The organism is Vibrio sp. QJM3NY_21 (assembly GCF_057785975.1).
Genome location: NZ_CM173514.1, coordinates 703407 through 718207, shown reverse-complemented (window position 1 = coordinate 718207; position 14801 = coordinate 703407). Strand labels below are relative to the sequence as shown.

The window sequence follows — 14801 nt, the reverse complement described above, 5'->3', positions numbered from 1 at the left end:
ATTACACCTTTAACTCAGTTAATCAGCTACTCAGTTCGAGTAATAGTGATTCTTGCGCCTGGGTTAAGGAAGCGGTGGTTGCCACTTAGTGCCGACGTCGTCAGGCCATCATCTTGGCTTATTACGCCTGCATGGAAAATCACTACATCCGTGTCATTTCTTGTAGTGTTAAAGCCTTCACCACCACCGGCAGGCCCCGGAATAGTCGCAGCAAGCTCGTCATTCAGCTCAGTCCCCGAATCCCAAACATTCATGTTCATGACGAAGGTATCACCCACGGCTAATGACTTGAGCGACAAACCGGATTCACCAACAAACGCATCATTAGTGTTTACCAGCATTGAAGCGACGGAGAGGTAGCCTTCTTGGTTAGGATCGACACGGATTGAAACAGTGTCCCTTTCACCTGAAAGAATCAAACCATTGCCAGAGATGCCTTGATAAACATTGGCATCACTGTCGCTTAGTGCCAGCAATTGAGCATTGCTGCCACCTTCCGCTAAGTATTCAAGATCGACCGAGGCACTTTGCCCGATTTCAAACAGATTGAAGCTATTATTGTGAGTCAATACCGCGAGTGGCGACATCGGCTGGTTTGGAGTGAGGTTAGTCACACTCACATCATAGCGATAGTAATCGTCGTCATCGTCCGGACAACCTGCTAACACAGCTACTGATGCAGCAATAAATAGAATTCTAGCTTTCATACATCCCCCTTACTTCACAACAATGGTGATAGTTGCAACAGGGTTTAACCAACGATGGCTGCTGCTATCGAGGTCACTGATGCCGCCCGCCGCATCACTATCACCAATGTTACCCGGATGAATATGAACCTTAGCGTTTGACACTGCAGTTTCAACTCCGGTACCACCAGCACCAAAGGTAATAAATGGCGGGTTTGGCATGCTGCCCGCTAGCTCATCATTGGCTTCTGTGCCTGCGTCATAGCCATTGAGGGTCGCTTTGTAGGTGCCCGCTTGAGTTGGGATTTTCCAACTGTCTAAGCCAACAAAACCATCGTTGGTTGGCAGCAACATTGCACCCAATGACAAGTAAGCTAAATCACCAGTGTCGATATCAAACGTAGTTGCGACGCCCGGGTTAAGAATTCCGCTAGCTGGGTTTTCTACCACCACACCACCCGCGTTAGCAATCAAACTCGATAGACCTGAAATATCACCACCTTCGGCCATAGCTTCTAATTCCGCAGAAGCAGCTTCACCCGTTCGAAACATGTATAAGCTTGAGTCGTGGGCTGCTGCCAAGATAGGCGTAAAGTAGATCCCTTTCGTTGCGTTAGTGACCGTTACTTCAAGCTGTGCCGCCTGAACTTGACTTGTTCCAAGCGCCAACATAGCTGAGCTGATCACTAAGCTGATTTGAGTACGTTTATTCATTTTGATTCCATCCTTTATCGAGTCCGATCGTTGCCAACAAAACGAATAACAGCCAGATACCGTTACCTTTGCCAGAACGAACTGTGGTGTTGTTAACTCTAAGAATGGCGATCAAATCTATCAGCAACTTCCTTGAATTCTCATAAAAGTCTCACAAATTTATTATTACCCAGAAATTTAGGCATAAGAAGCTGATATTTAAATAGAACTCTCGTTCTAGAAGAGATAGGTATAGAAGAATTCATGGATGAATAATAGCGCTGACCAAACGTAAAAAGGCCCAATCGATATATCGACTGGGCCTTTCACTGATGTATAAAGCTTATCTCAGGAAAGCTCTATTCGCTTCCAACTGAGCTAGCCGAACAACACCAATTTAGAATGCGTAGTTTGCGTCAACAAGTTCGCTTACTTCAACTTTGCTTACTTCTGCGCGAGCTTCAAGCCATTGTGCAACTTGCAGTTGCTCCGCTTCTGTCACTGAACGGTAGCGCTCAATAGAACATAAGAAACCTTCGAACAGCTCTAAACCACCGCCACCAAAGCACAGGCCGATGCTGTCGACAAAATCGATAAATTCATCGATGAACACATCGTATTGGTCAAAATCAGCAATCGAAGTCGTGCAGCTTACTTCGAAACCTAGAATAGCGAATTCACCTAGATAGAGTTTTTTGCGTAGGCGGCGATTTTTGTTTTCGATTTTATCTAATTTCATAACTGTCTCTCTTTTCATTTGATAAAGCATTTATACACAGTTCCTTGCTGATCCCCAAGAGTTTTGTATTACACGAAACGCTTAATGGCAAAAGTCGTGCTACAGAAACAAAACCTTAATCAAAACCATAACAATCTGTCACTTAACTGCTTCACGATTAGTCACACATTGACCCAGGTTATTAACTTATTCGCTGATAGCCGGGTTACTCATGAACAACTAATAATAAATACAGCCAACAGGAAGCAGTAACAATGAGCAAGGAAACATTTAATAGCACTCGTTTCAACAAGAGCAAAAACAAACCCTTCGACGAAGTCCTAGACGCGAACCTCTCAAGAAGAAATGTATTGAAAGGCGGTTTAGGCATCAGTGCTATGACGGCCTTTGGTGCATTTGGGCTTTCTGGGTGCAACTCTTCTAGCCCAAACACTTCTGTAGGTAATGGTTCTGGCGTCTCAAATGCAGTACTGAATTTCGATTCGATCCCAGGCTCACTTACCGACGCAGTTTCCGTTCCACAAGGGTATGTTGCACAAGTTTTAGTTCCATGGGGAACGCCTCTAAACGCGCAAGGCAGTTCATGGAAGGACGACGGAAGTAATACAAGTACAGATCAACTCAACGCGCTTGGTATGCACCACGACGGCATGCACTTTTTCTCGTTAAACGACAGCGATACTGATGGCTTGCTGTGTATTAACCATGAGTATATAGACACTTCAGCACTACACCCAAGTGGTCCAACGATTGTGGGTGGTGTTCGTACTATCACCGATGAAGTTCGTAAAGAAATTAACGCGCATGGTGTATCTGTCGTTCGAATTCAACTTGAAGACAATATGTGGAAGCTGGTCGATACTGATCCACTCAACCGCCGTTATACTGGTGCAACCGTAATGGATCTCTCAGGTCCTGTTGCGAACACGGAACTAACAGTAACGCGCTTCTCACAAGATGGCAGCCAAGCACGCGGTACATTAAACAATTGCGGTAACGGCTTTACTCCTTGGGGCACTTATCTAACGTGTGAAGAAAACTGGCCGGGGTACTTTGTGAATACTGGCGTTCGTACTGAAGAACAAGACCGTATTGGCATCGATGATAAAAACACACGTTACTTATGGGAAACTTTGGCAGGTAATGCAGAAGAACGTTTGGATGAATTTACTCGCTTTAACGTAGAGCCTACGGGCACAAGCTCAATCGACGATTACCGCAACGAAGCAAATGGTCACGGTTATATTGTTGAAATTGACCCATATACGCAAAATTCTCGTGCCAAAAAGCGTACTGCCCTAGGTCGTTTCCGTCATGAAGGTTGTACGTTTGGTCAGCTTAAAGCGGGGCAACCAGTAGTATTCTACTCTGGTCACGATTCTCGTTTTGAGTACTTATATAAGTTTGAATCAACAGCTAACTGGAACCCAGCAGATGCAAATCCGTCAAACCGCTTGGCAACCGGTGATAAATACATGGATGAAGGTACGCTGTACGTGGCTCGCTTCAACGAAGACAGCACTGGTACTTGGCTGCCGCTAACGTTAGAGAGTACAACTGCTTCTGGGGGTACGCTGGCGGACAACTTTAACTCGTTAGCAGAAATTATCCTAAACACGGCAGGTGCAGCCGACCTTGTTGGAGCCACTCCAATGGATCGTCCGGAGTGGTGTACAGTAGACCCATACACTGGTTCTGTATATCTAACGCTAACCAACAACACTTCTCGCACAGATGAAACAAACGCAGCAAACCCACGTTTGAACAACAAATTTGGTCATGTGATTCGCTGGGATGAGGGGGAAGACGCAACAGACTTTACTTGGGATATCTTTGTGTTCGGTTCGCCAGCCAATGGTGATGCGGACACGAACCGATCAAGCTTAACAGACATGAACCAATTCGCGAGCCCAGACGGTTTGGCGTTTGATGCTCGTGGCATCTTGTGGATTCAAACCGATAACGGTGCAGATGAAGTGACCGGCTACACCAATGATCAAATGCTAGCAGTAGTCCCATCAAAGCTAACGGATGAAAATGGCACTCAAGAAGTAATTAGTGCCGAGAACCAAGCACAACTCAAGCGCTTCTTTGTTGGTCCTAACGGTTGTGAAGTAACAGGCTTTACCATCAGCCCAGACTACAAGTCATTGTTTGTAAACATTCAACACCCAGGCAACTGGCCCTACAGCGCAGACGCAGCAGAAGAGACTCCGTCAGGAATTTCAGTTCGCCCAAGAGCATCTACGGTTGTGATTCGTCGTGAAGACGGCGGTGAAATCGCGGTTTAATACGCAAATCTAGCTAAGATCAGCAACCTTACTGTTATCTAGTTTCTGTTCGCTAGCTAAGTAAAATCAAAAAGAGCGATAAGGCTAAATGCCCTATCGCTCTTTTTATATTCTATCCGTTCTTTGATTCAACAAAGAACCTGCGGCTTCGTAAACGGCTCTTCACCCCAAAGCACTCACCGTCATCCTCGAGAAGGAGGAACGACTGAGTCGGGGATCTCTGCTCGTTGTCGGCTAACCAGAATTAGCTAACGAACAACCACACACCAACACCCATCATCAACGTACCTGCAATACGGTTCATCAACTTGACGTTGTCGGCTTTACCCAGCATATGTTTTAGGCTCTTACCACCTGTCGCGTACAAGGTCATGCAGACAAATTCAGAAACCAGAATAATAGACACTAGAATGAACAACTGAGGCGCTAAATCGACATTGCTATTAATGAAAGGAGGCAGTAATGAAATCATGAACGCCCAACCTTTCGGGTTAGCGATTGCCGTCACGAAACCTTGCACCACCAAATCCCAATCATTACTGACTTTGGTTGTTTGATTATCAGTACTGATCGCCAACTTGCCTCTTGAACGCCACATCTGAACACCCAAATAGAACAAGTAGCTTGCACCCACAAACTTAAAGACCGTAAATAGCCACGGGTAGTTAAGCATAATAGAAGCAATACCTAATACCGCGGCAATAGAAACTACAGCGACACCGGCCAATTCACCGATCATCATCCATAATGTACGCTTGTATCCAACACTCATTCCTAGCGTCAACGCCAAAGTCATACACATGCCGGGCGTGATTGACACAAAGAAAAAAGTGGGAATAAAAGCCCAAAGTAGCGCGCTGTCCATATTATTACCTTATCGACTTATTTTTATTTGAGTGTTTAGCTCGTTGAGCTGTCTTTGTAAGGAGTGACCTTGTATTTAGCGACACAACGAAAAAGAGCCACAATACAGTGGCTCTTTTTCATTACCAACCGTAATTTTACTTACGACGGTTTTTAATTCGCTTCATCATAGTCAAACGACGTTCAGCGCTTGCTTGATCTTGAGGCTCTTCGCTCGCGTTGTTCTTGCGACCCTGACGGTTTTTGTAAGCCGATTTTGTATTCAACTTCTCGATGTAAGCATCACGTTTCTTCGGTTCATAACCTGGTTGTTCGACACGGCGAATACGTTGTTGAATCAGTGTTTCAACTTGAACAACAGTCAGCTCTTCTTCGCGGTTAACGAAAGAAATCGCGTGACCTTGTTTACCAGCACGACCTGTACGGCCAATACGGTGAACGTAATCTTCCGCTAGGAAAGGCATATCGTAGTTAATTACGTGTGGTAAGTCTTCGATATCAAGACCACGAGCCGCAACGTCGGTTGCTACCATTACGCGCGCTCTGCCTTCTTTAAAGTCATCCAGAGCACGACGACGAGCACTTTGCGCTTTATCACCGTGACAAAGTACTGCTTTGATGCCGTCTAGCTTAAGCTCTTTTACCACATCATTCGCTGTTTCTTTGTAGTTCACGAATACAAGAACTTGGCGCCAGTTTTTACGGCCAATAAGCTCAGAAAGCAGTTCTGTTTTACGCTCTTGATCTACTGGGTAAACCACGTGACCGACAGTAGCAGCCGTTGAGTTTTCACGCTCAACACTAATACGTTTTGGTTTACGTAAAATATCAACAGACAATTGGTTTAACTGAGTAGAAGTCGTTGCAGAGAACATCATGATTTGCGGCGACGTTTCTACATCTAGCATGATCTTACGAACGGCATTGATGAAGCCCATATCAAGTATACGGTCAGCTTCATCGAATACTAGGAATTCTAGGTTAGCAATAGACACATTACCCGCTTCTAAGTGCTCTTCTAAACGGCCTGGTGTTGCAACCAAAATATCAACACCCAGTTCTAATTGACGAACTTGTGAAGACATCTTGTTACCACCGTAAACCGCAGAAACGCTTAGTTCAGTGTATTTAACGTAGTCTTTAATGTTTTGAGCGATCTGCGCAGCTAGCTCACGAGTTGGCGCAAGAATTAGGCCACGAGCCGTACCACGAGATGCTTTTTTACCGCTATTCAAAAGACTCTGAATAACAGGCAATGAGAATGCCGCTGTTTTACCCGTACCGGTTTGAGCAGTAGCAAAAATATCATGGCCTTTACGAGCCATTGGAATCGCTTTTTGTTGAATTGGAGTGAGTTTTTCATAACCACACTCAGTCAACGCTTTGACTAATTCAGGAGCAAAACCTTGAGAAGAAAATGACATTGTTACGGGTTCCTTAAGCAGACAGCCTACATTCTTATTTCAGCCGAGCACTATAAAGTAATTAGAGTGATTTATCTCACATTTATCGTGATATAACGCAAACTTTCTCATTTAATCTGGTGTTTACTTCACCATCCGCGAAGCAAACACCAGAATCATCGTTTCAAACAGGATAATTGAGCTATTTGATACCACACAGCTTAAGCAAAATCTGTTCGAGCTCAGCCCAAGGCATCTGTTGTGAGTCAATCACTTCAAGTCGAGATTCGAAGCCATCAAGGGAAATTTCATTCACTGATACGACTTGATTCGCCACGTTAAACGCGTAACAACCTTGGTCAGTATTCACCACCGCTTTTACACGCTCAGCCGTTAGATCCGACAACATAGAGAATAGCTCATCAAAATCAAATTTATGCTCTGCGCCAAATAGCCACCCACAACTAAAGTAGCCTTGTCCTTTGTTCTCTTTCCGGATGAAAGCTTCACCGGGAGGAAGTTGGAATTGAGGCTCTTGTTCAGCGTGATCATGATGGTGCGATTCAATATGAGAGGAAGCACTGCCATATACTCTTTCAATATCCAACACTTCCAATGGCACTTCACCATCGTGGATTAGCTTGTGGAAGACTTTGGCTGGCGTTTGATCCGTCACCCAATCATTGAACACATCGATGTCTTCAGAATGAACAAGGTCAACCTTAGTACCAAGAATCACATCTGCACTGTCCAGCTGATCATTGAAATTCTGATTCGACGTGTACTTTTCATTGGATAAGTTTCGTGGGTCAACCAAGCCAAGCGTCGCTTTTAAATCAACATAAGGTGTGTATTGCTCTGAAGTGAGTGTCGCAATAACCTGTTTAGGGTGACCAAGCCCAGTTGGCTCAATCAATAAACGGTCCGGCTTTTGGCGCAGTAAAGCATTAATGCCCACCGACATTGGAACGCCTGCAGTACAACACATGCAACCACCCGGCACTTCTTTAATCAAAGCGCCTTGATCTGTCATCAATGCGCCATCAATGCCGATTTCCCCGAATTCATTAACCAGAACAGCCCAGTTTTCATTCTCAGGTTTGTTTTTTAGTAGGTTCAAAATAGCGGTCGTCTTACCGACACCCAGAAAACCCGTAATTATGTTTGTAGGAACTTTTTTGGTCATATCAGTTCTCCTTTTTCAAGGAGTATATACTCAATCACCGAAAAGTTGACCCCAATCGATTGTTTATACTGAGATTCATTAATAGAGATATGGCGCAGATATAATCAGAAGAGATAAGAGTAGAGATAAATAGAGGGTAAATAGATAAGTAGATGCGAAAGTTGGATGCTCCAAACGAACTAAAGGCGTACTTTATCAGTACGCCTCACCCTCGTTACTCAATCGTGAGTTCGCGAATCAGGAAGCCTTAAATATCGACCTGAACAATTAACGAGGAACTAAAACTTTGTTTCTGAATCCATCCAAATTGTGTGTAAAACCTCACTTCTCCTTGCGGTTCGTTATGTTGCTTTACGATTTAACTATGGTTCACTTTTGGGGATATTCAAGCCACCACCAGAGAATCGATCAAAATTGTGACGGCGATTCCACAATTGCCCATAGATTCCATTTATGTAACACGCACATTCCATAAATGAAATTCAACTTTTCATCTTTGCTGCTATAGGATATGCAGAGGACGCGTATAATTTACGACAAACCCGCCTTAACCCATTCAGGAGCCTTATCTCAATGACCAGAAGAGAGAAAATTAAGCAATCCTTATTAGCCAAAATGCCAAGGGATGCTATTAATCAATTTCTCTCAAGAGATAAGACACCCGCTTCCGTTCTCTTTCTTTCTTGTATTGTAGGTGTACTTGCTGGCGTAGTGGGTACCTATTTCGAAGTCGCGGTTCATTTCATCACAGAAACTCGTACCGACTGGCTTAAAGATGAAATCGGTAGCTATTTACCCCTTTGGCTTGCCGCTTTCCTTATTAGTGCTGCATTTGCCTTTATTGGTTACTTCCTCGTTCATCGCTTTGCTCCAGAGGCTGCAGGCTCAGGCATCCCTGAAATTGAAGGGGCGATGGACGGTATGCGCCCAGTTCGATGGTGGAGAGTATTGCCCGTAAAATTCTTTGGCGGTATGGGCGCATTAGGTTCTGGTATGGTTTTAGGTCGAGAAGGACCAACCGTTCAAATGGGCGGCAGTATTGGTCGCATGGTCACCGATATCTTTCGAGTCAAAGATGACGACACTCGCCACTCTCTATTAGCTTCGGGTGCCGCAGGTGGTTTAGCCGCCGCATTCAATGCACCACTGGCTGGCATCATGTTTGTAGTCGAGGAGATGAGACCACAGTTTCGCTACTCACTCATCTCAATTAAAGCCGTCATCATCTCCGCGGTTTCAGCCAACATCGTTTTTCGATCAATCAACGGACAGTCTGCCGTTATCACAATGCCTCAATACCAACCGCCTGAACTGGATGCTCTGTGGTTGTTCTTGTTGTTAGGCGTGTTGTTCGGCCTGTTTGGTGTGATTTTCAATAAGCTGATTACACTTTCGCAAGACCTTTTTGTGGCAATACACAAGAATGATCGTAAACGCTACTTAATGACAGGCTCCCTATTGGGCGGTTGCTTTGGCTTATTGCTGCTCTATATACCGGAGTTGACTGGCGGTGGTATTGGTATCATCCCGAATATCACTAATGGCAACTACAGCGCAAACGTGCTGCTGTTAATCTTCTTAGGGCGCGTGCTCACCACGCTACTTTGTTTCGGCTCTGGTGCACCGGGTGGTATATTTGCACCAATGCTTGCTCTAGGAACACTCTTTGGTTACGCGTTTGGGCTTATCGCGGCGGCATTCTTCCCTGAACTGAATATAGAGCCGGGTATGTTTGCGATTGCCGGCATGGGCGCCTTATTTGCCGCCACCGTGCGAGCGCCTATCACTGGCATACTGTTGGTTATTGAAATGACCAATAACTACTATCTCATCCTACCGTTGATCATCACCTGCTTGGGCGCAGTAATCATTGCTCAGATGTTAGGAGGTCAGCCAATTTATAGCCAATTACTCAACCGTACGCTCAAAAACGAGAAACTAAGACAACAAGATCTTCCTCAGCAAGAGGAAGTACGTTAACTACTTTGAATGTATGGAATTCCTGTAGTACGTCTGTACGAAAAGTGAGTTAATTACAAATAACTCAAAAAAATAAAGCACACTTTCCTCGTGCTTAATGTCCCGATTCCGCATCAAAATCAAAAAAGCAAACGTTAAACTTGCTATCATCCACTCAAAATTATTTGAGTGTCCTTAACATCTATTGAGGATACAACTGAGCGCTCACTCTAGAGCAAAAATTCTATAATTGACTCGTATTATATAAACAGCTCACATTCTATAAATAACTAGTTGGAGAAAGACGTTGAACTGGAGAAGGTTAACCCAAGTAAAAAATGTGCCGCCATCTCAGGCGTCTTTGGCACTTGGTGTTATTGGACTAGGACAAGCTTGGGCATTATATCTGCCGGGGGTTGGTGAGATCATTCGCCCTTACCTTGCTGCATTTGGCGCACTGTTATTGCTACCCGTTTTACTTCGTTATCTCACCAGCTTTAATACTTTCATCAATGATATTCGTCATCCGCTTAGTGGAAGCTTGATGGCACCAATGAGCATGGCGTTATTGATTCTATGCGACTATTTAGCCGAAATCTCTCCAGTCATTGCTTACCCAGTCTGGTTCTGCGCGTTGTTATTACATTTTACCATGATGGTGTTGTTCTTTAGTTTCCAGATCATCAACTTCAAAATGTCGAACATTGTACCGAGTTGGTTTCTGTATCCGGTGGGGTTAATCAGCAGTTCCTTAGCAGGTTCACAATTTGGGCACACCGTTTTTTCAGAAACACTTGCGGCCACTTGTATCGGTATCTATTTCCTAATGCTGCCAGTGGTGTTGTACCGATTGGTATTCGAAGGAAACCTGCCACGCCGAGCAAGACCAACCTTAGCCATCATGGCAGCACCTGTGAACCTGTCTTTAGCGGCTTACTTGGTTAACTTCGACAACCCAGACCCGATTCTAACAGGTGCGTTGGCTGGCATTGCTATCACCATGACGCTACTGATCTACTTGTGTTACATACGATTGATGCGTCTGAAATTCCAACCTTCGATTGCTGCCGTCACTTTCCCTTCCGTGATCAGCGCTATTGCCATGCATCGTCTAACTACGTTTTTCGGCGCGGAATACCCACAATGGTATTGGCTGCACAAGTTTGGTTTCTTCGAACTAACCATCGCGACTATCCTAGTGATTTGGGTTGCAGGTGGTTACGTGAAGATGTATTGGCCGGAGTTTTTCGATTCTGACTACATGTCTAAAAAGATCAAACGTTCTTAGCGTTTACTTAATGAAATTCTGTTGCTTATCTGTGCCAACAAAACTTAGCGCCTAGACCCAAAAATAACGCCATTTGTTAAGTGTAACAAATGGCGTTATTAGTTCGCGCTAAATCAACTTACAACAATAATGTTTAATCGATCAAAGCACCATATTCGTCAAAGAATGGATAGGGACCATCACTATCTTCTATATAACTAATATGAGAAACCACGGACTTCTTAGCTATGGTCAGAAGTTGTATCGCTTTAGGTTCTAATGAAAAAGACGAATTTGCCTTTGGGTCGAGATCTAATGTGACTGAATGACTATGAGAAGGCCCCACCCAAACTGGAATTGAATTCCAAACTGCTGTAATTGGTCGATGTAGGTGACCAGCACAAATACCCAGGATATTGCTAAAAGGCTTAATGACTTCGTAAAATTCATCAGCATTCTGTAAGTTCTGCACATCCATATGATTCAAGCCTACGGCCATCGGTGGATGATGGATAAACAACATTATTGCCCTATCTCGATATTGTTCTAAAACCAAACTAAGCCATTCCAGAGTATCCCCTGCTAAATATCCATAAGGCTTACCAAGAACTGAAGAGTCTAATCCAATAAGGACCTCGTCATGGCTATCTACGACAAAATCACAATATTCATCGTGATCAAACGAAACAAGATTCGACAACCCCTCACGCAAATTGTTTCTATCATCATGATTACCAGGAATGACATATAACGGCATTTCGAATTTCTCAAGAGCTTCGTTGATCAGTCGGTATTCTTCGATCAAACCAAAGTCACCTAAATCACCAGTAACCACTACACAATCAGGTCTCGGGCGTAAGTCATTGATATGGTTTATGGCATCATATAAACATTTCAACGTATCAACTTTCTTATAGGCCTGCTTGCCCCCCCGCTTGATGTGCAGGTCTGTCAGTTGTGCAATTAACATAGTATTACTTCTTTAAAGGAATTAGCCGCTCGGGGGCGAACGAGATAGCGACAACTTGACCAAGTTGATAATCAACTCGAGCAAAACAATCAACCATCAGAGTTCTGTTTTTCTGTAAGCCCGACAACGTTACGCGCGTGCGGTCGCCAAGAAATACCGTACTAATAACCGTTGCAGTTAGTGCACTGTTTTCATCAGTTACTTGCGTTAGTAAAATATCTTCAGGCCTTAACATTACACTGATTTCTTTATTAGTAGAGACCTGTGAGAGCACTTGATCAGACAAAGTAATCTGTTTACCTGTATCCAACATCAGTTGTCCATCACCCACACTCCCTTCGAGTCGGTTCATTTGACCAATAAAATCGGCAACAAAGTTGTTAACTGGCTTCAAATAGATATCTTTTGCTGAACCAATTTGCGCAATTTCCCCATGGTCTAAAACCGCAATGCGATCCCCCATAGCCATTGCCTCTTCTTGATCATGAGTGACATATACCGCTGTAATACCGAGTTTTTTTAAGAGATTTCGGATATCACCACGTAACCTTTGTTTCAGCAGAGCATCTAATGCAGATAACGGTTCATCAAGTAAAAGAACATCAGGTTCTGTGATAATTGCTCTTGCTAAAGCGACGCGCTGACGCTGGCCTCCTGAAAGCTGATGGACATTTCGACTCGCATATTTTTCTAAGTCGAACATGCTAAGCATCTCTTTTAGCTTTCTGGTTATCTCAGACGGAGCGACTCCACGAACCTTAAGCCCATACGCAATGTTTTCGCTAACATTCATATTCGGGAATAGAGCATAAGACTGAAACACCATCCCAACTTTACGCTGTTCGATTGGCAAACACGTAACATCATGATCACCAAACTCAATCGTGCCGCCATTTTCATCCGCAAACTCTAGGCCTGCAATCATACGCAACGTAGTTGTCTTTCCGCATCCTGATGGGCCAAGCAAAACTAAGATTTCGCCCGCCTCAATTTTGAGATTTGTCGGCTTTAACGCCAAGGTTCCATCTGGGAATGTCTTCGTAATATTATTTAGCGAAATTTCCACGCCATTTTGTTGCTCTAACATATTGATTTTTATCTTAATTATTTACCACTGGTTTCTTGTTCAATGCTTGAGCCAAGACCAATAGAGGGAGAATTAAACAAAGGAAAATAAGTGTGTACGCTGAACTTATCTCAAGTCGCATAGAAGCATATGAATCAGCAAGTCCAACAGGCAGCGTTTTCGTCAATGGTGTGTGTAGCATCCACGTCAGGTTAAACTCGCCAATAGACAAAGTGAGTGTCATCAACATACCAGCGACAATACCAGCCTTGCAGTTGGGTACAATCACATCAAAAAATCGCTGCCAAAAAGTCGCTCCAAGACTTGCCGCTCCTTCCTCAAGAACACGGAAGTTAATACTCTGCAAAATTGATAGAACAGACTTAACCATGAAAGGCAGTGTGAAAATCACATGACCAACGAGAATAAACATCCAACTTGATCGGAAGTCAGTAAACCCTCCATACGCTAGAATCAAACCTAACGAAATAGCCATTCCCGGAATTGCAATGGGGAGTGTAAGTAGCTCGTCAAAAATAGAAGCCCATCGACTTTTACTTTTCGCAAGTACGTAAGCACACGGTACACCTATGACAACATTGATTAACGTGGTTGCAATGGCTATTTGTAGGGTTAACCAAATCGTATCTGAATACAGTGCCCATACTTGTTCAACCCAACGAAAGGTAAACCCACTTTTAACACCAACAAAATAGTTATTTGTGAGACCAGCAACTACCGACATAAACACTGGCACAATTAAGAATGCACATACCGTCAATGTGAAAAACAGCTGCATGTAAAAGTATTTATCTTTTTTCATTATTATCCCCCCATCTCTGCAGATGCGTTGCCATGACGCTTAGCAAACGCCAAACAAAACCAAGTCACTAGGCCGAGAATCAAACTCAGTGCAGCTGCCATTGCGAAATTGGCATTGAGCGTAAATTCGGTATATATCGTCATAGGAAGAACGTTGATATTAGTCGCCAACGTAAACGCGGTACCAAATGCACCCATAGATGTAGCAAAACAAATCGAACCCGAAGAGATTAGGCCAGGGGTTAGCGCCGGAAGCGTCACGTCTTTAAAGATCTGCCAACGATTTGCACCTAGGGATCGACCGGCTTCAAGTAGATTGTGATCGAGCTTTTCCGCCGTTCCCATTACGGTCAATACAACCCGTGGAATAGAAAAATATAAATAACCCAAAAACAGCCCTGCCATCGTATAAGCAAACATCCAACGTTCACCCGTCAGCATCAAGCCAAACTGAGCGAAAAGCCCCTGCCGCCCTGAAAGCATGATGACAAAAAAACCAATAACAACACCAGGGAAAGCCAATGGGAAGCTCAGCATTGCAACCAAGACCTGCTTACCTTTAAAGTCATAGCGAGTTAAAAACAATCCTGAGATGGTCGCTATCGCTAAACTAACCAGAGTTACTAAAACAGACAGTCCAACTGTCGAAATCAAACTTTTTAAATAGATAGGTCTAGTTAAAATATGCCAGTAACTTATAGCACCGCCATCTATTAGCGAAACCTTGATTAACTGCACGACTGGCAATAGAAAAAATGCACAGCTAACGGTGATGGCTGGCAAAATCAGAAATAAGGAAATATGATCATTTTTCATAGAGATATTGGCGGGTGTAACCCCGCCATCCAACATTTT

At 43.9% G+C, this 14801-nt stretch carries 13 protein-coding genes; 3 read left to right on the top strand and 10 right to left on the bottom strand.

The genetic code is table 11. The annotated features are described in order from the left end of the window. Positions 1-26: 26 nt before the first annotated feature. The 3 genes from AC3CID_RS18875 to AC3CID_RS18865 all read right to left on the bottom strand — a co-directional run bounded on the left by AC3CID_RS18875 (position 27) and on the right by AC3CID_RS18865 (position 2118). Positions 27-707 carry a spondin domain-containing protein gene (locus tag AC3CID_RS18875; protein WP_488527917.1) on the bottom strand — a complete coding sequence of 227 codons (681 nt, stop codon included), beginning with the start codon at positions 705-707 and terminating at the stop codon, positions 27-29. Positions 708-716: 9 nt separating this feature from the next. Next, positions 717-1400: a spondin domain-containing protein gene (locus tag AC3CID_RS18870; protein WP_488527916.1), complete on the bottom strand. Its 684-nt coding sequence runs from the start codon at positions 1398-1400 to the stop codon at positions 717-719. 376 nt (positions 1401-1776) lie between these two features. After that, on the bottom strand, positions 1777-2118 hold the full coding sequence (locus AC3CID_RS18865; RefSeq protein WP_488527915.1) for a YggL 50S ribosome-binding family protein: 342 nt from the start codon (positions 2116-2118) through the stop codon (positions 1777-1779). Between the two features lie 254 nt (positions 2119-2372). Here AC3CID_RS18865 and AC3CID_RS18860 point away from each other — a divergent pair, with 254 nt between their 5' ends. Further along, complete coding sequence (locus tag AC3CID_RS18860; protein ID WP_488527914.1) at positions 2373-4409, top strand: PhoX family protein; 2037 nt, start codon at positions 2373-2375, stop codon at positions 4407-4409. Positions 4410-4653: 244 nt separating this feature from the next. Here the strand turns inward: AC3CID_RS18860 and AC3CID_RS18855 are convergent, their stop codons facing one another. From AC3CID_RS18855 to AC3CID_RS18845, 3 genes are all read right to left on the bottom strand, one after another. Further along, complete coding sequence (locus AC3CID_RS18855) at positions 4654-5274, bottom strand: LysE family translocator (RefSeq protein WP_017076073.1); 621 nt, start codon at positions 5272-5274, stop codon at positions 4654-4656. A gap of 136 nt (positions 5275-5410) precedes the next feature. Beyond that, positions 5411-6697 (bottom strand): DEAD/DEAH box helicase, encoded by a 1287-nt coding sequence (locus AC3CID_RS18850; protein WP_054545580.1) that lies wholly within the window; start codon positions 6695-6697, stop codon positions 5411-5413. A gap of 181 nt (positions 6698-6878) precedes the next feature. Then, entirely contained in the window at positions 6879-7862 is a 984-nt protein-coding gene (locus AC3CID_RS18845) for a CobW family GTP-binding protein (RefSeq protein WP_488527913.1), read from the bottom strand. A gap of 573 nt (positions 7863-8435) precedes the next feature. On the opposite strand from AC3CID_RS18845, the gene clcA reads away from it, so the two are divergent. Next, on the top strand, positions 8436-9842 hold the full coding sequence (gene clcA, locus AC3CID_RS18840; protein WP_017078301.1) for a H(+)/Cl(-) exchange transporter ClcA: 1407 nt from the start codon (positions 8436-8438) through the stop codon (positions 9840-9842). A gap of 286 nt (positions 9843-10128) precedes the next feature. Next, positions 10129-11109 (top strand): TDT family transporter, encoded by a 981-nt coding sequence (locus AC3CID_RS18835; protein ID WP_488527912.1) that lies wholly within the window; start codon positions 10129-10131, stop codon positions 11107-11109. A 133-nt stretch (positions 11110-11242) separates the two neighbouring features. Here the strand turns inward: AC3CID_RS18835 and AC3CID_RS18830 are convergent, their stop codons facing one another. The 4 genes from AC3CID_RS18830 to AC3CID_RS18815 are packed head-to-tail and all read right to left on the bottom strand — an operon-like array spanning position 11243 to position 14762. Next, complete coding sequence (locus AC3CID_RS18830; protein WP_488527911.1) at positions 11243-12058, bottom strand: phosphodiesterase; 816 nt, start codon at positions 12056-12058, stop codon at positions 11243-11245. Between the two features lie 4 nt (positions 12059-12062). Further along, positions 12063-13145 carry an ABC transporter ATP-binding protein gene (locus AC3CID_RS18825; protein ID WP_016789083.1) on the bottom strand — a complete coding sequence of 361 codons (1083 nt, stop codon included), beginning with the start codon at positions 13143-13145 and terminating at the stop codon, positions 12063-12065. 13 nt (positions 13146-13158) lie between these two features. Next, positions 13159-13947, bottom strand: coding sequence for an ABC transporter permease (locus AC3CID_RS18820; protein ID WP_010430179.1), 789 nt, complete (start codon positions 13945-13947; stop codon positions 13159-13161). 2 nt (positions 13948-13949) lie between these two features. Next, the gene (locus tag AC3CID_RS18815; protein WP_488527910.1) at positions 13950-14762 is read right to left on the bottom strand and encodes an ABC transporter permease; all 813 of its coding nucleotides are present in this window, start codon (positions 14760-14762) and stop codon (positions 13950-13952) included. Positions 14763-14801: the final 39 nt, after the last annotated feature.